This window comes from Alkalihalobacillus pseudalcaliphilus, assembly GCF_028610675.1.
Classification (GTDB): Bacteria; Bacillota; Bacilli; order Bacillales; family Bacillaceae_D; genus Alkalihalobacillus; species Alkalihalobacillus pseudalcaliphilus.
The window spans coordinates 143,446-161,157 of the sequence record NZ_JAQQWS010000007.1 but is presented as its reverse complement, the minus strand read 5'-3'; the positions used below and the strand labels follow the sequence as shown (position 1 = coordinate 161,157).

The 17,712-nt window shown below is 48.5% G+C and carries 27 protein-coding genes; 25 read left to right on the top strand and 2 right to left on the bottom strand.

What is annotated here, in order from left to right; translation table 11 throughout:
- The first annotated feature begins 1 nt into the window (after position 1).
- Genes PQ479_RS15230 through PQ479_RS15215 form a run of 4 tightly spaced genes read left to right on the top strand, consistent with a single transcriptional unit; the run spans position 2 to position 2,438 of the window.
- Positions 2–409: a hypothetical protein gene (locus tag PQ479_RS15230; protein ID WP_053070358.1), complete on the top strand. Its 408-nt coding sequence runs from the start codon at positions 2–4 to the stop codon at positions 407–409.
- Complete coding sequence (locus tag PQ479_RS15225) at positions 406–567, top strand: hypothetical protein (protein ID WP_273717075.1); 162 nt, start codon at positions 406–408, stop codon at positions 565–567. The genes PQ479_RS15230 and PQ479_RS15225 overlap by 4 nt, the downstream gene beginning before the upstream one ends.
- On the top strand, positions 567–1,118 hold the full coding sequence (locus tag PQ479_RS15220) for a nucleoside/nucleotide kinase family protein (RefSeq protein WP_047988313.1): 552 nt from the start codon (positions 567–569) through the stop codon (positions 1,116–1,118). Before PQ479_RS15225 ends, PQ479_RS15220 begins: the two co-directional genes overlap by 1 nt.
- Positions 1,119–2,438, top strand: a complete 1,320-nt coding sequence (locus tag PQ479_RS15215; protein WP_047988314.1) for a DNA cytosine methyltransferase — start codon at positions 1,119–1,121, stop codon at positions 2,436–2,438. It abuts the gene before it with no gap.
- Here the strand turns inward: PQ479_RS15215 and PQ479_RS15210 are convergent.
- Together PQ479_RS15210 and PQ479_RS15205 are read right to left on the bottom strand one after the other, a co-directional pair.
- Positions 2,399–2,794: a hypothetical protein gene (locus PQ479_RS15210; RefSeq protein WP_273717074.1), complete on the bottom strand. Its 396-nt coding sequence runs from the start codon at positions 2,792–2,794 to the stop codon at positions 2,399–2,401. The genes PQ479_RS15215 and PQ479_RS15210 overlap by 40 nt on opposite strands.
- A gap of 190 nt (positions 2,795–2,984) precedes the next feature.
- Entirely contained in the window at positions 2,985–3,221 is a 237-nt protein-coding gene (locus PQ479_RS15205; RefSeq protein ID WP_047988316.1) for a hypothetical protein, read from the bottom strand.
- 169 nt (positions 3,222–3,390) lie between these two features.
- Here PQ479_RS15205 and PQ479_RS15200 point away from each other — a divergent pair, with 169 nt between their 5' ends.
- The 21 genes from PQ479_RS15200 (at position 3,391) to PQ479_RS15100 (ending at position 17,712) form a co-directional block, all read left to right on the top strand.
- Positions 3,391–4,908, top strand: coding sequence for a DUF4942 domain-containing protein (locus PQ479_RS15200; RefSeq protein WP_273717073.1), 1,518 nt, complete (start codon positions 3,391–3,393; stop codon positions 4,906–4,908).
- A 4-nt stretch (positions 4,909–4,912) separates the two neighbouring features.
- Positions 4,913–5,305, top strand: coding sequence for a sigma factor-like helix-turn-helix DNA-binding protein (locus PQ479_RS15195; protein WP_047988318.1), 393 nt, complete (start codon positions 4,913–4,915; stop codon positions 5,303–5,305).
- Entirely contained in the window at positions 5,302–5,766 is a 465-nt protein-coding gene (locus PQ479_RS15190; protein ID WP_047988319.1) for a hypothetical protein, read from the top strand. Before PQ479_RS15195 ends, PQ479_RS15190 begins: the two co-directional genes overlap by 4 nt.
- A complete protein-coding gene (locus PQ479_RS15185; protein WP_053070359.1) occupies positions 5,763–6,245 on the top strand; it encodes a hypothetical protein in 483 nt (160 codons plus the stop codon). Before PQ479_RS15190 ends, PQ479_RS15185 begins: the two co-directional genes overlap by 4 nt.
- Positions 6,246–6,495: 250 nt before the next feature.
- Complete coding sequence (locus PQ479_RS15180) at positions 6,496–7,014, top strand: BC1881 family protein (protein WP_053070360.1); 519 nt, start codon at positions 6,496–6,498, stop codon at positions 7,012–7,014.
- 217 nt (positions 7,015–7,231) lie between these two features.
- A complete protein-coding gene (locus PQ479_RS15175; protein WP_047988321.1) occupies positions 7,232–7,423 on the top strand; it encodes a hypothetical protein in 192 nt (63 codons plus the stop codon).
- 54 nt (positions 7,424–7,477) lie between these two features.
- Positions 7,478–7,678, top strand: a complete 201-nt coding sequence (locus PQ479_RS15170; RefSeq protein ID WP_047988322.1) for a hypothetical protein — start codon at positions 7,478–7,480, stop codon at positions 7,676–7,678.
- A 34-nt stretch (positions 7,679–7,712) separates the two neighbouring features.
- Positions 7,713–8,078, top strand: a complete 366-nt coding sequence (locus PQ479_RS15165; protein ID WP_047988323.1) for a helix-turn-helix domain-containing protein — start codon at positions 7,713–7,715, stop codon at positions 8,076–8,078.
- A 295-nt stretch (positions 8,079–8,373) separates the two neighbouring features.
- On the top strand, positions 8,374–8,565 hold the full coding sequence (locus tag PQ479_RS15160) for a hypothetical protein (protein WP_047988324.1): 192 nt from the start codon (positions 8,374–8,376) through the stop codon (positions 8,563–8,565).
- 766 nt (positions 8,566–9,331) lie between these two features.
- Complete coding sequence (locus tag PQ479_RS15155; protein WP_053070361.1) at positions 9,332–9,784, top strand: phBC6A51 family helix-turn-helix protein; 453 nt, start codon at positions 9,332–9,334, stop codon at positions 9,782–9,784.
- Positions 9,785–11,497: a phage terminase large subunit gene (terL, locus tag PQ479_RS15150; protein ID WP_047988325.1), complete on the top strand. Its 1,713-nt coding sequence runs from the start codon at positions 9,785–9,787 to the stop codon at positions 11,495–11,497.
- A gap of 14 nt (positions 11,498–11,511) precedes the next feature.
- Positions 11,512–13,086 (top strand): phage portal protein, encoded by a 1,575-nt coding sequence (locus tag PQ479_RS15145; RefSeq protein WP_047988326.1) that lies wholly within the window; start codon positions 11,512–11,514, stop codon positions 13,084–13,086.
- A 15-nt stretch (positions 13,087–13,101) separates the two neighbouring features.
- Positions 13,102–13,677, top strand: a complete 576-nt coding sequence (locus PQ479_RS15140) for a hypothetical protein (RefSeq protein ID WP_047988327.1) — start codon at positions 13,102–13,104, stop codon at positions 13,675–13,677.
- 45 nt (positions 13,678–13,722) lie between these two features.
- Positions 13,723–14,094: a hypothetical protein gene (locus tag PQ479_RS15135; RefSeq protein WP_047988328.1), complete on the top strand. Its 372-nt coding sequence runs from the start codon at positions 13,723–13,725 to the stop codon at positions 14,092–14,094.
- Positions 14,095–14,162: 68 nt separating this feature from the next.
- Positions 14,163–15,176, top strand: coding sequence for a major capsid protein (locus PQ479_RS15130; RefSeq protein WP_047988329.1), 1,014 nt, complete (start codon positions 14,163–14,165; stop codon positions 15,174–15,176).
- Positions 15,176–15,355 carry a hypothetical protein gene (locus tag PQ479_RS15125; protein WP_047988330.1) on the top strand — a complete coding sequence of 60 codons (180 nt, stop codon included), beginning with the start codon at positions 15,176–15,178 and terminating at the stop codon, positions 15,353–15,355. The genes PQ479_RS15130 and PQ479_RS15125 overlap by 1 nt, the downstream gene beginning before the upstream one ends.
- 12 nt (positions 15,356–15,367) lie before the next feature.
- Entirely contained in the window at positions 15,368–15,742 is a 375-nt protein-coding gene (locus PQ479_RS15120) for a hypothetical protein (protein WP_273717072.1), read from the top strand.
- Positions 15,739–16,539, top strand: a complete 801-nt coding sequence (locus PQ479_RS15115) for a hypothetical protein (protein ID WP_273717071.1) — start codon at positions 15,739–15,741, stop codon at positions 16,537–16,539. The genes PQ479_RS15120 and PQ479_RS15115 overlap by 4 nt, the downstream gene beginning before the upstream one ends.
- Positions 16,539–16,934, top strand: coding sequence for a hypothetical protein (locus PQ479_RS15110; protein WP_047988332.1), 396 nt, complete (start codon positions 16,539–16,541; stop codon positions 16,932–16,934). The genes PQ479_RS15115 and PQ479_RS15110 overlap by 1 nt, the downstream gene beginning before the upstream one ends.
- Positions 16,931–17,278 (top strand): HK97 gp10 family phage protein, encoded by a 348-nt coding sequence (locus tag PQ479_RS15105; protein WP_053070363.1) that lies wholly within the window; start codon positions 16,931–16,933, stop codon positions 17,276–17,278. The genes PQ479_RS15110 and PQ479_RS15105 overlap by 4 nt, the downstream gene beginning before the upstream one ends.
- Positions 17,278–17,712, top strand: coding sequence for a hypothetical protein (locus tag PQ479_RS15100; protein WP_047988333.1), 435 nt, complete (start codon positions 17,278–17,280; stop codon positions 17,710–17,712). Before PQ479_RS15105 ends, PQ479_RS15100 begins: the two co-directional genes overlap by 1 nt.

Sequence of the window (17,712 nt, the reverse complement as noted above, 5' to 3'; positions counted from 1 at the left end):
AATGGCGAAGGGTAAAACGCACGTAATTGACGGAGTGGAATACGTAGAGGTCGAACGTGAGGCGAAGGTTGGCGAGAAGGTTATCATCGTTGACGCATGGGATTACGAGGACTATAAAAACGGAGAAATCTACGAGATGATTGAGGACGAAGATGGAGACGCATCAACTCCGAAAGGGTGGGCGTCATCAAGCGAATATCGCGTACTCGAACCAGTTGAACAAGCGGAATCTTCCCCGGACGTTTACGACTTACTCGCCAATCTCGCGGCTAGAGTGAGCGAATTAGAGAAACGCGTTGACGAAGCGGAAAAACGCGGAAAGGTGACGGTCGAGCTAGACGCGAAGTTGGTATCGAGGTTAGTCGCGGGGGCATTAGAGCGCGAAAGTAGAGGAGGCGGTTTACGATGACGAAAATTAAAGTTCGTATGTTAAAGGACTATTATAAAGAAGGCGGTAAGCACGAGGTTTGGTGGGCTGGGGACATTCGCGAAATTGACGAAATAACCGATCAAGTTAACGTTGACTACTTGGAGGAATCCGGATTTATCGAAAGGATTGAGGAGTAATGAAATTCGTTTTAACCGGCAAGCTCCGCAGTGGAAAGGACACGGTCGCCGAAATTCTCGTCAGCAAGTACGGCTTTACCCGCTATGCATTCGGCGACGCGCTCAAACGGCAAGCTCACGCCCTATTTCCGTGGGTGCCGGCTGAACCGAAGCCTCGCGCGTTATATCAATTTATGAACGTCATGCGCGACTATGACCCCGACGTATGGGTGCGCCATCTATTCGACCGATTAGCCGCCGACCAAGCCGGGCGACAACGGGCAGGGTTTGCGCCAATCGCGCCGGTCATTACGGACGCTCGCCAAGCGAACGAGGTCGCACGGTGTCAAGCGGAAGGATTTACGGTCATACACGTGGTCGCGGACGAGGTTACACGGCTAGAGCGCGCAAAGGCAACCGGAGACGACTTCGACCCCGCAGCGCTAAGGCACATAACGGAAACGCAGTTAGACGAATTGCCCGCCGACTATTACGTCGATAACGGGGCAGGTATCACGCTGGCGGAGTTAGAGGCGCAAGTGGACGAGATTATTCGAAAGGTGCGTGGTTAGGTGACGTTTAAATATATCGAATTATTCGCCGGAATTGGCGGGTTTAGGCAAGCGCTCGACAATGCGGGCGGAGAGTGTGTATTCGCGTCAGAAATCGATAAATTCGCACAACAGGCGTACTCCGCGCTATATGGCGATGACCATTTACACGGAGACATAACGCAAATTGACGAAAAAGACGTACCGGACCATGACGTACTTGTGGGCGGTTTTCCGTGCCAGGCGTTCAGTGTCGCAGGCAAGCGCTTAGGCTTCGCGGATGAAACGCGCGGAACGTTATTCTTCGAAATTGTCCGTATTATGCGTGAGAAACAGCCGAAGATAGCCGTCTTAGAGAACGTAAAGGGACTCGTTGGTCACGATAAAGGTAAAACGCTGGACATCGTAGTCACCGCGCTTAACGAAATCGGCTACACCGTAGACTTTTCGGTATTAAACTCGAAATATTTCGGCGTACCGCAGAATCGCGAGCGTATTTTTATCGTTGCTGTGCGGGATGACCTCGTAACCCCGGAGGCTTGGCGCATAGAAGGGACGAACGTTGTCGCAAAGGGTAAGCGTAGAATCGCGCAAATAGACGGAGTAAAGACGTTTAACTTCGAGTACCCGACGCAGAGTGATGTGACGGTAAGGTTACTCGATATCCTGGAAGATAACGTGGACGAGCGGTACTACTTGTCGGAGGAGAAGACGGCGAAATTGGTGGCGCAATTAGAAGAACGCGAAGAAGACTCCGATTCAGATTCGCCTACAATGGTTGGTCATGCGGAACTACGGGGCAATGATTCGATTAAACGCGTTTATTCTCCGGTCGGCGACACGCCGACGTTAACGGCTATGGGCGGAGGTCATCGCGAGCCGAAAGTCGCCGTGCAAATGAATCGACACGAAATCGGAAGAGAGACGGAATTGTCGCATTGTTTGATGGCCCGAGATTATAAAGGATTCGGTAATCAAGATATGACGGGAGTTATGGAAACCCGTCCTGTCCTCACGCCCGACCGCGCAGAAAAGCGCCAAAATGGACGCAGATTTAAAGATGACGGCGAGAAGTCGTTCACTTTAACCGCACAGGATAAACACGGCGTTGCATTGGGTGCTTATCCACGTTACCGCATCCGCAAGCTAACGCCCCTCGAATGCTGGCGACTCCAGGGATTTTCCGACCTCGCCCACGAAACGGTCAAAGCGGCGGGCGTATCGGACAGCCAACGATATAAACAAGCGGGCAACGCCGTCACGGTCAACGTAATCGACGCGTTAATGCCCGGCTTGCTACGTTACTTATCGGCTCTTCCCGCATCATCGGGCGCCGAATAATCCGCGAGCTGAAACACGTGGCTACCTTGCGGGCTGTCCGCGTAATCCTTACCGACGTATTCGAAGCGGACCGGTAGCTCTTCCTCGGGCACGTTAATCTTGCGGACAAGTTCGCGCACGTGGCAATAGCGGCGCTTATCGAACTTAAACGGTATCACATTCGGAAGCTTCACCACGTCCGGCTTGGCGAGCACGAGACGCTGATTCACGGAGTCATAGCCGACATGTAGCGTAAAGTCGCCCGTCTTGGGCACGTTTAGAATGGCGGTGGCGCCGGAACTGACGCAAAGGCGTTTTTGCGCGTCGAACGTAATAAATTCGGGCGCTTGGCTCGAAATCCAATCGATTGGCGGCATTAGGGAACACGCTCACTTTCGTTTAGTTTACGATAAGTATAGCGTAATTGCGTACGTGCCGCAATAAGTTCGTCGTAGTAACGCTCTAGTTCGGGTCTTGGCTCCGGCGTGGCATAGCGTTCGAGTGCGTCTATTTCCGCCTGTATGGCGGTGAGCACAACGGCGAGTTGGGCGGGCGTTAACAAATACGTCACTCCCTCTCGGCAAATTGCTTGTCAATGTACGCGAGGGCTTCGTCTAGGTGGCGGGTAAGAGCGAGCACGCGTCCGTTGAGGTATTCTCGGTCAGGATTATCCTCGACAAAACACTCTACGCAAACTTGGACGCACATCCCATATTGACTGCGAATATAGTCTACTGCGTCCGCCTTGAAGCGCTTTTTAGCCGCCCGTACTGCATGGCGATAAAATTCATTATTTTTATTCATTACGTCAACCTCCGTTTGATTTCGTTTAATTATAATTATTGTACGCGGATAATCGACGGATGTAAAGCGGGAGTTAACGAAAAGTTTCGACAAATAGCAAGGAGGCGGTAAATTGTTTAATGCGGATTTTTACCCAACGCCCGACGAGCTAATAAAAGAATTGCTCGCGATGAGTATTGGGGGTAATATAAGCCGGCTAGGAATTAAAAAAGATGATGCGGTTACTCTACGCGGTCGTGTACTAGAGCCTTCCGCGGGTAAAGGAAACATCGTTAATTACATTCGGGAAAAATGTAGAAGAAGTGCCGTGAAAATCGATGTGATTGAAAATGATCCGGAACTTTCAAGTCTCTTAACGGGTGCAGGCAATACGGTTGTTTGGTCGGACTTTCTCACGTTTAAGACTTACCGAGAATACGATGCAATCGTTATGAATCCGCCATTTAGTGCCGGCGACAAACACCTACTCTACGCGATCAATCTCGCAAGTAGTCAAATAACGAAAGACTGCGAAATTTACGCGATAATAAACGCAGAAACGATACGAAATCCGTTCAGTAATTCGCGGAAAGAGTTAGCGCGTTTGCTCGATGTTCACAGAGCTAAAATAGAATTCGTAAAAGGTGCATTTAGTTCGGCGGAACGGAAAACTGACGTAGAAGTTGCGTTAATTTACGCGAAAATACGCCGAGACGACGCGAGCGAGGATTTATATCGAAGTGCCATCGACGCGGTGAAGGAAGCGAGAGACGGTAGTGCGGACGAGGCAATTTCATCGGCACTAAGTACGTTTGTCGAGCGTCAAGAAGTGCAAGAGCGCGTTGATGATATTACGAGACTTGTTAGTGAATACGACCAAGCCGTTAAATTGATTCGTGAAGATTATGAAATTAACAAAAAGAAGACAGACTTCTTAAATTATATATCAAATCTGAACGGCGGGAAGATTCATGCCCCTTATGACAATAATTCCGCTAATTACGAGGACGATATACAGAAAATGCGTTCGGCATATTGGGGCTTGATTCTAAGAACGGATAAATTTATGCAAAGGTTAACAACACAGGCGAGAGAAAAATTAAGTCGTCAGTTGGATTCCGCGTCCGACCTAGAAATTAACTTAACTAATATATACATGCTATTACACGCGATAGTGGCGAACTCCTCCGATATGTTGCTAAGTAGCGTAGTTAGTATATTCGAGAAAATAACATCATTTAGCCGTAGGGATTTTTCGACAAATATACACTACTACAATGGTTGGCGTACTAATGACTCCTATAAAATCGGGAAAAAGATCATTTATCCGTTCTTCTCTAATTTCGGAGATTGGGACATGGGCGAGCGAGATAAAAGTTTTGCTAGCGTAGACTATCGAATTAAAGGCTTTGTTCTCGACTTGTTAAAGGCATTTGAACCGTTCCGATCGGTTGAGCATGATTTTACGCGGATAGGAAAAGGGGAGTTCGAAAATGACGTTCTCCGGTTTAAGATGTTTCGAAAAGGCACCGTGCATATTTGGTTTAAAGACTTGGAAACGTTGAATAAGATCAACTATGTTTGCGGGCGTAGCTTTAATTGGCTCCCTACGGAAGAAGAGTTGCGGACCGACGTGAAAGCTCGCGATTATATTGCGAAAGAATTCGGCGATATTCAAACGGACGTAAATCGATTATTAGGAGCGTGAACGAATGGGCGTCAGCAAATTCGACAAGTCAGCGGCACACAAACGGTACGAAACGCGCTACGCCGGCTTAACGACCGGCAAGCAAGTCCGCCTACTCTTACGCGACATACACGCCTTACGAATACGTGCCGAGCAGGGCGACTTTGCGGCGGTGGACGTGCTCGCCGACTTAACTACGGCGGTCACACGGGCGGGGCTGACGGCGAGACAGTGGGAGGCGGTCGAGAACGTCTATTTACGCGATATGACGCAAGAGGACGCAGGGAGAGCGATGGGGGTTAGTCGGCAATCTATGTACGAGTACCTTGAGCGGGCGGAGGAAAAGATATCGGAAATCTACTACTATTGGGCGGGACATGGCGAAGGATATTCAATTAGTGGAGGGGATGCGGTATGAACGAGAACGGTAAATTGTATAAATTCCTAGAAAAAGTCGCTGAAAATAAGGCAGGATATGTCTTGTTGTTATGTATATACAAACTACAATGCGCCTTTACTTTCATAAAGAACTACTTTAAAAGAGATGCGTTTATTGAGGTTCAATATTGTTACTACGGTCAAGTAGGAGACCAGAAAAAAACCAAATTCCCTGACAGTTTCAACATTTATGTTATAGAAAAAGGAAATTGTACTAGTTTATTTAATAAAATTGATTTCTCAGAGGCGGAAAGAATCGCTAAATTACTAACAGAGGACAAAGACAAATTAAAGTTGGAGATAGGCTTAGGGATGGGGACTAGTTATATCATCATTCCGAAATGGGCTAAGAAGCGACTTTCTGACGAGTTATTCGAAGTAGTCGAGAATACTCGTGAAATGGTGCAAGATTATAAGAAATGGGCGGAGGGCGCCGAATGAAATCACTCGACGAACTAATCGCGGAAGATATTACGGACGTAAACTCGAGAATGGACGCAGTAGAGACGTTCTACTTAACCGCGCGATTAAATTGTCGCGAGTTAACTTCCGGAGAAATTGACCGCATTAACAGCTACGTATTACGTGAGGACTTACGCTATAACCACGCGGACAAGATGACACTAATCGAATACCCCGTCATGACCGCTAGGCAGGCGGAAAGACGCGCCAAAAAGGAAACGTCCTTAAAGGCGGTTTATGACGTAGCCACAGACGGTCGCAGACACGCGCCGCCCACACGTAGAAAGCGTAACGACTACGAAAATTGGTCCGTTAATCAACACGCAAAAGCACGGAATAAGGAAAGGCGTGAACAGTACGTGTCCTTCACGAAAGTACAACCGGTAGAGAAGTACGTTATAGACCCGCAAGAAATCGTCGAATATTTACGCGAAAAGTACGGTCGCAAGCTAAAATAACCCTGCAATTTCCGCGATTAGCTGGTATAGAGGTTGAAATCTTGTCGCGGGACACCGTGACGCACATTTAACGCGTAAAAGCGGTCGCATAGACGGCTAAGCTCGCGCAATTTTACAGCCCCGCTTCGGCGGATAAACGGTGACGCGCGAATAAGGCTGGCGTGAAAATGGCGAAACATTGAAACGGGAACGTCCGCGGAATGCTTACGGAGCGCCGCGGTAATATAAACCGAAAAGGGAGTCGATGTACATGGCGGAATCAAACCGCGGAGTAAGTGACGAAGTGACAAAGTCGAGAAGTATCGGCGAAATTACAGCAAAGGTGTCCGTAGACTGTTCGGAAGCAATCAGCGGACTGAAAGCGGTCCAACGTGAAGCACGCAAGGCGACGCAAGAGCTACGGGAACTGGAGTCGACAAAGAGCGAAGGCATTGTCGAAACGTTGCGCGAGTATCACCGAATACAAGGTTATGACGGAAATTGGAATCATGACGACTATATGCGCGGAATGTATAACGCGTTTGAGATGTTGGTCGCTCAAGTTGACGGCAGGGTTCCTGAGTTTAAAGAAACGCCGCACACATCCGACTTCCACCTATATCAAGTACCAACTGCGGACCTAGTTGCGGAATTGGCGCGCAGGGAAGGCGTAAAGGAAATCGCAATTCAGCCGCATCAGCCGTTTGAGATTAGCCGGGTAGAGCCACCGTTCGGTAAGGTTACGGACGAGGAAAGCGGGTCCGCTCGCGTATTAGTGGTGACGGACTGATGGGCGTTAGAGAGACGTGCTCTTTCTGCGGAAAAGAAACGGAACGAGCCGGTCGTGCTTTCGTGGCGAATCCGTTTTGTTCCGGCTGTTACGAGCAACGATTAGAAGCGTCGGGCGCCGTAGATATGCGAGATAATTGGCGCGAGATAGACTTCGGTAATGGATATTCGCGGATAGAAGCGATTGATAGAACGAAATTATGGAAGGCGGCGGCAAAATGAACGAAGAAATTATCGCACATGCGAAAGCTATTTCGGAATGGTTACGCGAAAATAAGAACCCGCACACGGCCGTTGAGATTACGGTTAGTGGCGTAAAGGTAACGTCGGATGACGAGTACGTGCCGTTCATTGAGGCGATTGAGCTTCCGCCTGTTACGCACTTTGTAGAAGTTCCGAAAACATACTAAGCGCCTTAACGGGCGTTTTTTTTTGCGTTTAAAAGTTTAACGGAGGTGTCGCTAGTGAACGATAAACTATTTTGCTATTCAACTACGCTTATGTATTTCCTGCGCTCAAACGGTGTCCGCTACGAGTATACAACGCTCCATAAACGGACGGGCAACCGCATGTGGGTATTCGCGAAAACTGACCGCGTAAAAGCGCTGCTCGACGAATACGACGCACGCAAGGCGGACTACAAAGCGAAAATAGGCGCGGAATAAACGGCGTCAATAGTTAACGGAGGTATTAGTAAATATGACGAAGCTAAGCAATTTTACCGCGGTAAGCAACGACCTTAAGCCGGTCTTGTTCGCGAATCCTGCCGTCGGGTATGCGGAAATCGCCGTGTATTTGTACCTCGCGATGCACGTACAAGTTAGCGAGGATGCCGGCAAGGGTACGCCTAACGGAAAGCAAGGCTACGCGTACACGACTAAGGCGAGAATGCAAGGGGAACTCGCGATAGGTAAGACGAAGCTGAACCGGTCGCTTGACGTGCTGGAGGCGGAAGGGTTGATTAAGGCGCGTGAGGTGGCGAATAAGTACGGAGGGAAGCCGTTGAAAGAGTACCGGCTGAGTGACGAGTGGAAGGGCGCTTTAGCGGATCGAAGTACGATCTAGCCCTTCGCAAAGGACGATCTAGCCCTTTGCAAAGGACGATCTGAACCCTATTAAGAAGATTGAACTTAAGTATATTGATCTTAAGAAGATTGAAAAGATGGCGGGGCAAAAGAAAGAGATCATTCGTCACTACGTTCCTCAACAAGCATTCACTAACGTTCATACTTGTAAATATATCTGTCCGCGAAAGGTTTTAACTAAAAGAGAAGAAGATCTTTAGATTATTCGAAGAAGGCAAGCCGAGCCAGCCACGCGCCGCGCCATCGTGCTATAATAGCCGTTGGAGGTGGCGGTTATGGACGAGCAATATGCGCAGGCACTAGCGGAATTACGCGAAGGCACTATCGATGAGTACCGCGTTGCTAAAGCGGACTTTCTTGCGTTCCGCGTCGTATTATTGGCGCAGGAGGATGCGCAGAGTTTTCGAGGGAACGCACAAATCGGCGGAGACGTCGTATATACGTATGAGCCGGGATGGACGAAATAGGACGTCGCTATAGCCCTTTGTTGTGTCGCTATATTGGCGCGTATATAATAAAGAAGCGTGTAGGTTGCGGTTATACACGAAGGTCAACGGAAGGGCTTCGCTATAGGCGTTGTATTTGCGGGCATTTTAAGGCGTTATAGGCTACGTAAGGGTTTCGGTATAAGGGCGATGTAAAGTCGCTATATGCGCGGTGATATGGCGTTATTTACTAGGCTAGCGATTCACCGCGGAAGCCCTTCGAAAACTCACGGGGTCAGCCGGTCGCAAGCCGAATATGCCATTCCGTTTATGCACGATTCTATACATCGGTCGCGTGCATAGTTATACGTAGTGTAACGGTATAATGCGGACTTATACGCGTGTATATTTGCATAACGAAACTTGCACCGATTTGACGGGCGAAACCGTTGGCACGCAAGGGATTCGATTGAATGTAAGTTGACATAATAAAGATTATCGGAAGCAAATGATGTATATTAATGAATATGATATGCACTCTAATTGTCGTAATTGTGTGAAAAATTGAAACAATTCTGACAATTAAGTTACCCCGGGGGCATCATTCGACATTTTATGGCGGACTGACCCGTAATCATTTCCGCCAAATTTTTAAATCTCGGGGACTCTCGCCCTCGCCGAACATAGCACGCCTAGATTTTGCCGTCCTAACTACGGTGATTTAGGCGTTTTTCGCGTTCCCTAGACCGATAACCCTCGGCGGACTTAAAAACGCTAATTACACGCTAAAACGAAAGGAGCCAGACACATGGCGAAAACTAGACGCGATAAACTCGCGGAACAATTAACGGCCGCCCAACAAAAAGCGGTCTATTTGCTGTTAGATAACGAACTAAAGCCGAAGGAGGAACGGTTAACGCAGGAAGAAATCGCGGCAGCCGTCGGACACGACCGTACGACCGTTTACAAATGGCGCAAAGAAAATCAAGTATTTATCGAGTACAAAAAGGAAGTTGCGAAGGATTACTTAGGTGACGCTGTAGGCATATTCGCGAGACAGCTAATTAAGTCGATGGAAGGCACCAACGGAGTACCATCGCAAAAAGGACTGGATTTATTCGCGAAAATGATGGGCTTTATCAAGTCCGAGCACGCAATCGAAATCAATACGGGCGGGGCGCGTACTGCGGAAGAAATCGAGGCGGACGTGGCGGCGCTCGACAAAGAACTCGAAGAATTAACGCGCAAGGACGACGCTTAATTGGCGCTAGTCAACGGAGAATGGCTCGACCGCCCAGCACGCGAAGCCCGTATCGAATTGCTCGCCCAACGTGTGGTCAAACTCGAACAACTGCGGAAACAAGGCGCAGCTCGCGACTCGCACGTCGATTTATTAATCGCGGACAAAAAGGAATTAATACGCTTGAACCGAGTGCACCGTGCCGAACGCGATGTGCTCTTTTTTACGTACGAATACTTTAGCGACGACCGCAACCCAGATAATCTATCGAACTTAATCCCGGCGGGGCAGACGTTAGCGGGCGCGGCTAATTTCCACCGCGAGCTATGTGGCTTGCTCGACCAAATAGCGGCGGGCGACATCGACTCTAACGTAGGGTGGTCGGTAGGTAGACGGCACGCAAAGACGGCGTATTTATCTAACGCGTATCTGTGCCATCAAATCGTCTACCGGATGCAGAAGTACATCGTAGAAGTATCGGAAACGACCGACGTAGCGGGCGACTTTATTAAATGGACGGTCAATCAGCTTAAATTTAACGACAAGCTGCGCGAAGATTTTGGCGCGTTGTTGCACGAAAAACCGTCGATGAACGAAGTCGATAACAAGTACGAATTTATTACCGCGACAGGCACGAAGGTTGAGGCGAAGGGTATCGGCACGCAAATGCGCGGACTACGTCATTTGTCGGAGCGACCCGGCTTATTTATACTCGATGACCTCGAATCGGGCGAGAACACGAACACGCCGGAATTACGCGCGAAGAATTTACATTGGTTCCGGTCAGAAATGCTCGAAGCGCTCGGCTTTGGCGGGCGTTGTATCTACATGGGAACGATTGTCCATTACGATAGTTTACTGAATCACGTACTCAACAAGCGGAAAGACTTTGTATCGCGCAAATTCCCCGCTATTTTGTCGTGGTCTGAACGCGAGGATTTATGGGACGAATGGCAAGCGCTATATAACGCAGATGACCCGAAGGCTAAAGAAAACTCCGACGCCTTTTACGAAAAGCACCGGAAAGAGATGGACAGAGGCGCCGAGGTCTTATGGCCGGAAATGTACTCGTACAAATACTTTATGGAAAAACGCGAAGATATGGGCGCAAGGGCGTTCAATCAGGAATACCTCGGAAATCCGGTCGATGAAGAATCGCAGGTTTTTCGTGCCGAGGATTTCGTTTACTTCGTCGAATCGGACATCGATTTTACGCGTTTCCACTACGACTTTTACGCCGCCGTCGACTTAGCGATGGGTAAAGAACGCGGGGACTATTCCGCCATTATTACGTTGGCAAAGCGCCCGGATTCGCCGGTTTGTTATGTCGTTGATACGTATATCGCGAAACAGAAGCCGGACGCGTTTATGCAAGAAATCGTCAAGCGGGCGCTTAAGTATCAATACGAAGCCATCGCAGTCGAGTCACAGCAATTTCAAGAATGGTTCGCGGAAAAGTTAGGCGAAGAGCTGCAAAAACACGGATACCCCGCTCATACGCGTTTAAAGCAAGTGAAGCAGAAAATCCGTAAGCAATTACGTATTGAAGCGCTGGAACCGGAAATTAAGTCGGGGCGTATTCGGTTTATGCGTAGCCAGCGACTATTGCTCGAAATGCTCGAATTGTACCCGAACCATAATCACGACGACGGACCGGACGCTTTAGCAGACGCGTATAAAATTGCTAAGTCCAGCAAATCCGTTGTACGCACGCTTAAAACAAGAACACGTTAGAAAGGAGGTAGCGTATGGCAATCCGAATACAGCCCGACTATAACATTATGTCGCCGCCGGAGATGGACGATTTGTTATTTTCGCCGTTTCAGCAAGCGCTAGGTAAGCAGACGTGGGCACGAATACAACAGCAACTACGGAACTACGATTACTATGACGGAAAGCAACACGTAGACCCGGAAACGGGCGCACTTGTCCCCGCGAAAGATTTACCGCGACCTTTCGGAATGGATTACGATCCCACGCGTTACACGACGAACTATTTTAAGTCGTTTATCAAACGTAAAGCTCGCTGGCAAATGGGCGGTCAGCATGGAATAAGCGTACCGCCGACGCAAATAGACGACGTAGCCGAAGCCGCCAAGCCTGAATATGAGCCGTCAACCGCTCAGAAATCCGAAAACGAGCGTGCCGAAAAGTATGAGCGTTTATTATACGATTTATGGCGCGAAAACAAGATGCGCGAACGATTATTACAGGCGGCGAGAGATCGTTTAATCGCGGGACGTGTCGCATGTAAAATCGCGTTTAATCCTCGTAATGGTAAAATGCGCTGGATATTCGAATCGGACGATAAAGTGGTGCCGGTATTTTCCGAGGATGATTTCGAGGACTTGCTCGCGGTTCACTTTATTAAAACGAAAATGGTCGACGAGGAGCCGTTAATCCAAAAGCAATCGTACACGATGGAGGACGACGGCTTTTGTTATCTCGAAGAGAAAATCTATCGTCAAGACTTATCTGTCTATAAAACCGTTACCAAGAAAGAGAGTTTACAGCTAGATTTTATTCCGGTAGTACTATTTCCGGTTACAGACTTAACGGGCGAGCACGGCGACGTGAGCGAAATCGAGGACATGAAGTCGCAAACCGACGTCCTTAACGCGATGAATGAGGACGCAATCGACTCGTTAAAATTCGAAATGTTTTCGATGACCGCGCTAATAAACGCGGCTGAAGGTACGAGCGACGGTATTAAAGTAGCGCCCGGCTCTATTTTAGAGTTACGCGGAACATTTGACGGAGCAGCTCCCCAAGTCGAAAAAATCGAAGGCGGTTTCCGTTGGAAAGAAGCGTTTAAGGATCAGTATTCGCGAGTAAAAGGCGCTTTACATGAAATCACGTCATTACCGCAAATTGTCCCGCAAGAGCTAAACTTCGGCGGGCTGAACGCGGACGCTTTACACGTATTATTTCAAGACATTATCCAAGAAACCGAGGAACATTGGCTCGTATGGGGGCCGAGATTATCGGAGCTACACGAAAAGACTATCCGTTATATGCAGGCGCGGTCAGCTCGACCTAACTTCGCGTACGACCGAAATGTCGTTAAATCTATTGGAACGAACTATGCGAATGAGATGCGTTTTGTCTTACCTTTACCGGATAATCGCCAAGAACTCGTAAACTTACTAACTCTCGAAATGGATGCTGAACTAGAATCGCAAGCAGGCGCAATGAACCGACTTGGCGTCGAAAACGTCAGCGCCAAAAAGCAAGAAATCGCCAACGAACGCGCGTCACGTCGAGAAAGAATCGACCCATACGCAGGATTAGAAGGCGAAGAACCCTCGTCCGAGTTGACGTAAAAATAGGAGGAACAAATGAAAAAACGTATGCTATTACCGATTAATTTGCAGTATTTCGCGGAACCAAACGAAGAACCAACGGAGCAGAACGTGAATGAACAACCGGAAGAGACTCCGGAAGGAGAAAGTCCTACTAAGAAGCAAAAAGTTCCGTATGATCGCTTTAAAGAGAAGATTGACGAAGTAAACGACTTAAAGCGTCAGTTAAAAGAGTTCGAAGAAGCGAAGCAGGCGGAGGAAACGAAAGACTTAGCGGACAAGCAGCAATGGAAAGAGCTTTACGATAAGTCGCAAGAACAGCTCGCTGAAATTAAGCAATCGGCATTTAACGCGAAGAAAGAAGCTATGCTTGCTAAAGCCGGTTACACAGACGAGCAAATCGCTAAGTATGGAAAGTATCTCGAAGGCGAAACGGACGAGGAACTAAGAGCATCATTAGCGGAATTAAAGGCGGATATCGCGCCGAAACAAGGTGGAGTTGACCCGATATTAAATGGAAACTCACGTCAGGAGTCGACGATCTTAGAACCGGAAACGAAAGCGAAATCATATTACCAACAATTGAAAGCGTCGGGTCGTTTACGTAAGTAGGCGGTTCGTTGACTTTAAATATTAAATAACAGGGGGAATTAAGTAATGGGTTCTTATAATTTACAAACTAGCCGCACGGATTTCGTTGGCGGTAAAAACATTCTCGCGTCTCAGCATTTACAATTCGTGGAAGCTGGCGCAACTTTAGACGCTGCTGCAATCGGAGCCACTTACGTCGAGTTAGGTTCTGCAATCGGCAAGAAAGCTAACGGGAAATGGGAAATCTTCGACGCGGTAGGCGAGTACAGCGAGTTAGGAATTTTGAACATTGACGTAAACGTTGACGGTGTTAACGACGAAATCGTTGGCGAGGTAATTGTTCGCGGATCAGTATACGAAGCTAAGTTACCGAGTAATGTAACTGCGGAATTTAAAGAAGCGACAAAACCACTAATTCGTTATGTAAATCACGTTTAATCGGACGCACCGTAAATCGGGCGTCTTTTTTCTTTGACCAAAAACAATATTAGGGGGAATTTTATATCATGGCTGGTATCACACATTTAGAGCAATTTCAAAAACCTTATCTTAAAGGATTAATCGACGAATCAATTCAAGACCGCACAGAAACTTTAGGCGACCGTTTCTTACCGAACGAGAATACGTATTCGAATACTTTCGCGTATGACGTTATCAAAAAATCTAAGCACATCGGCGCGATGATCGGTTACGGTTCAGAGCCGCCGGTAGTTGACCGTGACGCAGTAGCAAGCATGTCCGGTGAAATCGCGAAAATGGGGTTAAAGTACATCGCAACGGAGTCCGAATTACTTGCGTTACACCAAGCTCGTAACAACGGTGAGAAGTCCGCAATGGTTGAACGTTTAACAGTAAAAGGACTTGATCTGGTCGAAGCTATTAGTCGTCGTATTGACGTAATCAAAATGGAGGCATTAACGAAAGGTACTTTCGCGTATAACAAAAACGGCGTAAAAGTTGCCGTAGATTTCGGAATCCCTGCCGAGCACAAAGTAGCGCTAACGGGCGAAGGGTGGAACGACGTTAACCGTGACGTAGTAGGCGACCTTTTATCGTGGGTTGACACGTATGTTGATTCGACTGGTCAACGTCCAAGCGTAATCTTGATGTCGCGCGAAGCTAACGCAAAGCTTTTACGTAACCTTAACATCGTAGTTGAAGCCGGTCGTCCTGACGGAGTAACACGCGTAAATCAAGCGCAATTAAACGAAGTATTACAAGGCTACGGCTTACCGACTATCCAAATCGTTGACGACCGCAAGGTAACGGTAAAAGACATCTACACAGGCGAGCAAGAAGTAATCGAGTTCATGCCGGAAAATCGCATAGTATTCCTAAGCGAAGGCGTAGGTAACTTCTTAGTCGGACCAACGGTAGAAAACGGATTCCAGCCGGGCATCGTATTAGAGGCGAAAGACGTTGACGAGCCGATCCAATCAATTTTACGTGCTGTAGCTGCGGGCTTCCCTGCCGTCGAGGACCCTGCGCTAATCTTCCACGCGGACGTATATAGCGTATAATGGCGCAAGTTAAAATCGAAGTCCTTGACGCTGTTATCGACGGCAAGCGTAAAGGCGAGCAATTAACGGTCGAGTCAAAAGACGCGGCTTATTTAATCGGAATTGGCTACGCGAAGGAGGTCGTTGTTAAAGCGACCCCTAAACGTAAGCCTAAAGCAACGAAAAAAGACGAAGAATAAGGAGGCGGTCGGATGGCGACTATAGACGACTTAAAAACGCGTTTGCTCGCTCGCTTTCGAGCGGTTCCGGGGGTAACGGACGAGGACGTGGCTACGTGGGTTATAGAGTCGATGATTTATCACGGCTATAGCGACACGTCCGACGTCCCCGAAATAGATACGGCTAAAATCTTACTATACGCGCAAGGTGACGGATGTTTTCAAATCGCGGCGCAAGTCGGGCATTATTTCCAGTATACGGACGGCGAGGAAGCGGTCAATAAGTCGATGATCTCGGACAATTATCGAAAGCTAGCGCGTGAATTACGAATTGAGCACAGGCGTAAAATAGCGGAGGATCGTGCGAGGTTTAGTACGTTTAAAGCACCGCGGAGACAAGACCGATGACGAATCAGGAACGGCTCGACGCTATACTCCGCCGGGTAAGCGACCAACACGGAAAGCTTAACGCGAAACAACAAGCATATGCGATTCGAGAAATTGGTCGTGTGCGGGGCGACATAGCCGACTTGCTTGCGGACTTTGCGGGCGCTGACGGCTCGATTGAGAGGCGGAGACTTAACCGGTTACTACGCGAGCTTGACGAAGTGGAGCGGAACATACGTAGATACGGCGACGCAGCTATGAGCGGGATAATCACGGAAACGGCGGACTGGACGACGACCCGAATTAACAACGGATTAGAGCGGGCAATCGGGTCAGCCGGCGTGACCGCGAATATGGAGCAAATTAACCGCCAAGTCGTTAATTACGTAGCTCGGCGCTTTGAGTCGGATGGACTTGTGCTATCTGACCGTGTTTGGCGCTTGGCAGGCGATGAACGGGACAAGATAGCGTCCGTCTTACGTACGGACATTTTACGCGGAGAATCGGTCGGCACTATGATACGAAATGTCCGTCGCGTACACGATAATGATACGTGGAAGATAGAGCGCCTAGTCGTCACGGAAGGGAATACGGCGTATCGAGCGGCTGCCGACTTTAACGCGAAAGCCTCCGAAGTCGTAACGGGCTTGCGCCTTCACCCCGGAATAAAACGTTCAAAAGGTTGCGTAGACCTCGCGAATGAGGATCGGTATGGACTCGGTAAGGGCGTATTCTTGCCGGGCGATTCCGACGTTTACAATCCGCATCCAAACTGCACCTCATACGTGACATACGAAATAGATTCGAGGTGGTTGTAATGTTAACGCAAGAGGATATCGAATTTATACGCGCCACTAGGCGGGAAGTGGTCGCCGGACGCGAAAGATTAATTACGGTCACTTACGAAGGAAAGCCCGACCGCGACCCGTTCACTAACGAGCCGATACAGGGAACAGGTGGAGGTACTCGTAATGTTAACGCAGTTGTGACGGAAGTGTCATCGCTATCAAAAGCCGAGCGAATTTTAGTCGGCGGAATAGAGGCGGTAGTCGGCGATCTTTGGTTTAGCGTAGATATCGACTTAATTATCGACATTTATGCCGCGCTAAGATACGTCGAACATGACGACAAAGATTACGAGTTAATCGCGCAGGACAAAAAAGGTATCGGCGTTCGAAATCGCGTTGAATTTTTAGCGAGGCGACGCGTATGAAGATGAACGTCAGCATACACGGAGTTAGCGAACTCATTAAAAAATTAGACAGCGGCACTCTTGACCGCGACATCGACCGCATCACCGAAGCCTACGCGACAAAAATGGCGAACTCATCCGCGGAAATGGCTCCGGTCTACCGCGGCTTTTTACGTAACTCTATTATCGCGAGTGTGCGGCGCGAAAAGTTGATGCTTTGGACGTGGGGGTCGAACTTACCGTATGCTCGACGCCAAGAATACGAACATGTCGCACGTAAAGGCTTTATTCGTAAAGCGGTATGGGAACACCGCCAAGATTACCGAGATGCGATTGAACGTCGCGTAAAGGAGTTCGGTAAATAATGCAGCACGCTATTACGTTTTCAATCGTTAATTATTTGCGGGTGGCGACCGGAATCAATGCGATATGGTTATTTGACGGCGTTAAGTTGCCGGCAGAAAAGCCGTTTATCACGGTCGAGCAAATGCAAAACGGCGAGTCATTTATATCGAAAGGTCGCGAAACGGCACGCACAATACACCGATTCCAGGTCGGCTATCACGCGTCGACCGCGAGCGACCGCGCCTTTAAGCAGAGCGAACTGACGGACATTTTTAAATTTGACGAATTTGACTTACTCGATACGACGCAATTACCCGCGCCGATTATCGGGTCTTTTTTATGTGATTTAACGGCTGTCACACCGATATCGCCTGAAAATGTGGCGGACGTGACAAATTATCATCGCGTTTACTTCGATATCGAGGTAGACCGCACATATAACAGGAGGCGATAA